Source organism: Rhodococcus sp. (in: high G+C Gram-positive bacteria), assembly GCF_049286785.1.
Classification (GTDB): domain Bacteria; phylum Actinomycetota; class Actinomycetes; order Mycobacteriales; family Mycobacteriaceae; genus Rhodococcus_F.
The window spans coordinates 1-5,197 of record NZ_JBAQEO010000331.1 but is presented as its reverse complement, the minus strand read 5'-3'; the positions used below and the strand labels follow the sequence as shown (position 1 = coordinate 5,197).

Here is a 5,197-nt window from a genome sequence, read left to right as displayed (position 1 = left end):
GTCGTCGACTCGGTGGGGTGGCAAGGTCGGGATCCGCGAGCGCACTATAAGCAATCCCCAACTCTACGTTGGGATTACGCTCGACTTTAGACGAGCGAGCCGCTCCAGCCGAATAACCGTCCTGCGGTAGCCAACCCGCGCGTATCAGAGTTGACCACGGCGTCGAAATCGACACGCTCGCCACCACCCGGATCGACCGGACCCACAGAGGCGGCGCCCACGACGACGGTCCTAGACGCCGCCTCGCCCTGCGCCCTTGACAAGCCGGCGTACATATCAGTGCCCCAGGTGTCACCTCCGGTCGCACTCGGTAGTGGTGTCGGCGGCCATAGCGCCGGCACCACTACCGAATGAACCGGCTCCGGGTTTGGTGCCGCTTCCTTTCTTGAGAGGATGCGCATGTCCAGGCGTTATTCTGCAGAGATGCTGAGCGAGGACGAAAATGCTACCGGATAACCCTCGATGGGTACCCGTCGCCGTTCGCGGCGTGCAAGGCCCTTTGCCCCGAAGCTCGGCATCGGTGTCGAGTCCCTGCGGACGTGGATCCGCCAGGCCCTGATCGACGCCGACAAACCCCTAAGCGGACGACCGTGGAGCAGCAGCGGATGAAGGAACTCGAACCCGAAGTTTCGTTGCCATGAGCATGGGACTACCCGAAGTCGTCACCGAGCATCGACTTCGCTTTCTGACCTGTCAACCGCGAGGCGTCCGGGACGGACGCGTTGCCGGTAGGACGGGCCCTCGATCACGAGGGTGTTCGCCGCGGAGGTGAGCCGGTCGACGGCGGACTGCGGCCAGCAGTGCGTCGGTGGCATCGACAGCCACTCCGACGGTTCACGATCCGCCCACCGCCCACCTGCCACTGAGCTGCGCGTCGGTCATATTCGTGACTTTTGCACCGGCCCAGAAGTTTCCGCGCACATACTGTACTGCGCGTTCGAGGCGGGCTTGTCCTTCGGGGACCGCACCCCCGCCGGTTCCGTCACGAACCCGACGTGCTGGGCGTAGTCCAGCCACCCGCGGAACAGGCGCGGATTGACCGCATCCGCGTCGGTGACGATCGCCTTCATATTGTCCGGGATCAGCACGCGGAACACGCCTCCGAAAACGCCCCAGGCTGCCTCGCAGCCGGCGATGATCGCTGTTAGGGTCTGCGAGAATGAGAGTTAGACGAACATGTGCCGTGAGTAGGCGGCGGTGAAGATCAACGCGTGCACCTTCCGGCGTCGGCCGGTCTCGGGGTGGGTGAGCATCCCCAGGTAGCGAAAGTGGGTCTGGCATTCACTGCCTGGTTCTCCGTCGAGGACCCGCACGGTGGTGTCCTTACGTGCGAAACCGTGTCGCTCGGTGGTGAATCGGTGCAAGGTGCGATATCGGCACCACGCATCCCTGCCGGGCCGGTAGTGTTTCGATTTTGGTGATCGTCAACGGTGGATGATCCTGACCGCCGGCCACCTACCCGCGCATCTGCTCTTCGAATCCGAGCAGTTGGTCCCACGCGGCGCCGTGTCCGTTCGGGCGCGCCGCCGGGCGGACCGCCTCGATCACCGCGCCGATCAGCTCGTCGTCGAGGGCCTCGACGGGGTCGGTGCGCGCCAACCCGGCCGCCTGGCAGCCTCGATATAGCGGCGTACTGTTTTGCGATCACGCCGCAGTGCGCCGCGATCGTGCGCAGCCCCGCCGGCCTGCTGCCGGCCACACCGAGCCAGATACGGAGCACTCTTTGGCTTCGTTCACATTGACCTCCCGAAACGCCATGCCCGTCCGCCTTCGTGTCCGAAAACTTCCGACACGACGATCAAACGAGCCTCGATCGGAGACTCCGGCGCGACGCGCCGGGTGGTCCCATAACTGGCAATCCGAAAGGTCCCATGACCCTGGCAGAAATCAGGTCAGAACGGTCCCATACTCATGGCAGGCGACAGACGCAGCACGAGGCAATCAGAATGAGCTTTGGCCAAGTGGGATGCACTCCCAAACACGGGGTGATCGTATCGCTCGGCATGAAAGTTGCCCTCAGCGATCCGCCCGGTTTTCCAATCGAGGCACGGAAACGTCCCATCACCGCCACCCGTAGCGCGACGCGGTCGCGCTTGGTTGATCTGGACGGTGATGGGACAGCATCAGCTGGTATTTTTCCTAACTGGTAGCTTTCGTCGATTATGTCGATCCGCGGCCAAACAAGGGGAGTCAGATGTCTGTTGAGTATGCGAGCCGCACCCTCGCCCAGCTAGTGGTCGAAGCGGACGACGGTCAGATCCTCCTACCAAACTTTCAGCGTCAATTCGTGTGGAGCGCCGACGCTCATCGCTCCCTTGCCGCTTCGGTGCTAATCAACATCCCATGTGGATCACTCCTGCTCGTGAAAGGGAAGACCGACGACTTCTCCTCACGCCGCGTTGGGTTTAACCACTCGGACACCCCGCCCGATATCCCGCGTACTGTGAGTATCTCCTCGATGGGCAGCAGAGGATCAGTACGATTCGTGCCCTGTTCTCCGACCCCTTCGGACGCAACTGGAAAGAGTCTCACGCTGTCACTTTTCCGCAGTTGCGAGCTCGATGGTGCTTGCGTGTGCGACCTTTGCGGGAGGATGATCCGGACCTCTTCGGCTGGTCAACCCTCGATTTCTGTCCGTGGCCGTGAAAAAGTACCCACTGGTGGCCAGGTCGAGGTCCCCACTGGTGGCCGGATAGAAGTCCCCACCCCGTGTTCGTCGTGTCGATCAGGAACTTTTGGCCCGAGCGGTGACGGTGAAGGTGCCAACCACACACCGCACCACCCGGGGAGTTCCATTGAAGTCTGCGAGGGACCGTATGGACATCATTTCCACCTATCGGGAAGTCGGGTCGTACCGCGGAGCTGCTGAGCTCTGCGGCACCACCCACAAAACCGTCAAACGCACCGTCGAACGATTCGAGGCCGACCAAGCCGGCCAACCACCACCCGCTCGTGTCGAACGCGAGCACAACTACGACTCCGTCACCGACCTGGTCACCGAGCGTGTCGAGAAATCACAGGGCAGGATCTCCGCGAAGCGGATCCTGCCGATCGCCCGCAAAGCCGGCTACCAAGGATCGGACCGCAACTTCCGGCGCCTCGTCGCCGACGCCAAAGCTCAGTGGCGTACCGAGCACCACCGCGGCCGCCGGCCGGCGGTGTGGGCACCGGGCGACTACCTGGTCATCGACTGGGCCACCGTCGGAGACCTGCATCTGTTCTGCGCTGTCATGGCCTACTCGCGGTGGAGGTTCGCCGCGTTCGCGACCGACGAGAAAGCAACCACCACAATGTCTTTGATCGCCAAGGCCCTCGCCGTCATCGGCGGGGTCCCGGCGAAGGTACTCGCCGACCGGATGGCCTGCCTGAAAGGTGGTGTCGTTGCGAATGTGGTGATTCCGACCCCGGACTATGTCCGCTTCGCCGCACACTACGGATTCGCACCCGACTTCTGCCACGCCAACGATCCGCAATCGAAAGGAGTGGTGGAGAATCTCGTCGGCTACGCCCAACGCGATCTCGCGGTGCCGTTGTTGACCGAGGCAGCGGTCGCGGGCATCACTGTTGATGTCCATGCTGCCAACGCCGCCGCGGAAATCTGGTGCGCGGAAGTGAACGCACGGGTCCACTCGGAGACCTGTGCCGTTCCCGACGAAAAACTCGACTCGGAGCGGGAGTTGTTGTCCGCGCTGCCGTCACTGCGGCTCGAGATCGGGCCACCACCGGTGACTCGGAAGGTCGATCGCCTCTCATGCGTGCGATTCGCCTCCGCTCGGTACTCGGTGCCGGTCCGGTTGATCGCCACCGTCGTCACGCTCGTGCACTCCGACGGCCAGCTGGTGATCGTCGATCCGGCCTCGGGTGAAATCGTCGCCGAGCACGATCTCGCTCAACCGGGAACAGCGTCGGTGCTCGATGAACATTACGAAGGTGCCAGGCCTGCACCGAACCGTGGTCCACGTCCGAGAACCACTGTGGAGAAACAGTTCTGCAGCCTCGGGGAGAGTGCAGAGATGTTCCTGGTCGGTGCAGCAGCGATCGGTAACACCCGCCTGCCGTCGGAGTTGGCAGTGTTGTTGGCGCTCGGTGCAGCGCACGGCACCGACGCTTTGGTGGCGGCATTGACTCGTGCGGTCGCGTTCAAGCGGTTCAAAGCAGCCGATGTGCGATCGATCCTCGCCGCCGGAGCAGGCACCCCGCAACCGCGACCAGCGGGGGATGCTCTGATTCTGGATCTGCCGACCGCCCCAACCCGATCACTCGACGCCTATGCCATCCGCCCGCCCGCTGGTGACGAGCAGGTGCCGTCATGACCGACAGCGCCACAAACTCTGTATCGCCTCCGAAGACTGCTGCACCACAGTCGGTTCCCGAATTGGCTGCTGATCTCGACGCCGGATTACGCAGGTTGAAACTGGCCGCGATCCGGCGGACCGCACCCGAAGTACTGCTGACGGCGAAGACGCAGCGGTGGACGCCGGAAGAAGTGCTGCGGACGTTGGTCGAAGCCGAGATCGCAGCCCGGGATGCCTCGAACATCGTGAACCGCCTCAAAGCGGCCGCGTTTCCGGTGACCAAGACGTTGGAGTCCTTCGATGTTCCGGCGTCGTCGATTCAACTGAAGGTCTTCGACTACCTGTCGAGTCTGGAATGGGTTCGTGCGCAATCGAATCTGGCGATCATCGGACCAGCGGGCACCGGGAAGTCGCACACGTTGATCGGGCTCGGAGTCGCAGCCATCCACGCCGGCCACAAGGTCCGCTACTTCACTGCAGCCGACTTGGTAGAAACGCTCTACCGTGGCCTGGCGGATAACACCGTCGGCAAGATCATCGAATCCCTGTTGCGAGTCGACCTCATCATAATTGACGAGATAGGGTTCGCGCCGCTCGACGACACCGGGACCCAGTTGTTGTTTCGGCTCGTCGCCGGCGCCTACGAACGCCGATCGTTGGCGATCGCCTCGCACTGGCCGTTCGAGCAATGGGGCCGATTCCTCCCTGAGCACACCACTGCCGCTTCGATCCTCGACCGGCTGCTGCATCACGCCACCATCGTCGTCACCGACGGCGAGTCCTACCGCATGAAAGACGCACAGCATCGAAAGGACCGCCCCTGAACAACCGGAAATATCCAACACGGGGTGGGTACTTTTACCTGGCCACCAGCGGGGACTTCAACACGGCCATTGACACCT

5 protein-coding genes are annotated in these 5,197 nt (G+C 62.9%); 2 read left to right on the top strand and 3 right to left on the bottom strand.

Annotated features, from left to right (window positions below):
• Positions 1-878: 878 nt before the first annotated feature.
• The 3 genes from WAW17_RS12520 to WAW17_RS12510 form a co-directional block, all read right to left on the bottom strand.
• The gene (locus WAW17_RS12520; protein ID WP_422333293.1) at positions 879-1,097 is read right to left on the bottom strand and encodes a hypothetical protein; all 219 of its coding nucleotides are present in this window, start codon (positions 1,095-1,097) and stop codon (positions 879-881) included.
• 69 nt (positions 1,098-1,166) lie between these two features.
• Positions 1,167-1,313, bottom strand: a complete 147-nt coding sequence (locus tag WAW17_RS12515; RefSeq protein ID WP_422333292.1) for a hypothetical protein — start codon at positions 1,311-1,313, stop codon at positions 1,167-1,169.
• Positions 1,314-1,455: 142 nt separating this feature from the next.
• A complete protein-coding gene (locus WAW17_RS12510; protein WP_422333291.1) occupies positions 1,456-1,599 on the bottom strand; it encodes a hypothetical protein in 144 nt (47 codons plus the stop codon).
• A gap of 1,196 nt (positions 1,600-2,795) precedes the next feature.
• Between WAW17_RS12510 and istA the strand changes: the two genes are divergently transcribed.
• Positions 2,796-4,313 (top strand): IS21 family transposase, encoded by a 1,518-nt coding sequence (gene istA / locus WAW17_RS12505; RefSeq protein ID WP_422333290.1) that lies wholly within the window; start codon positions 2,796-2,798, stop codon positions 4,311-4,313.
• Positions 4,310-5,119, top strand: coding sequence for an IS21-like element helper ATPase IstB (istB, locus tag WAW17_RS12500; RefSeq protein WP_422333289.1), 810 nt, complete (start codon positions 4,310-4,312; stop codon positions 5,117-5,119). Before istA ends, istB begins: the two co-directional genes overlap by 4 nt.
• Positions 5,120-5,197: the final 78 nt, after the last annotated feature.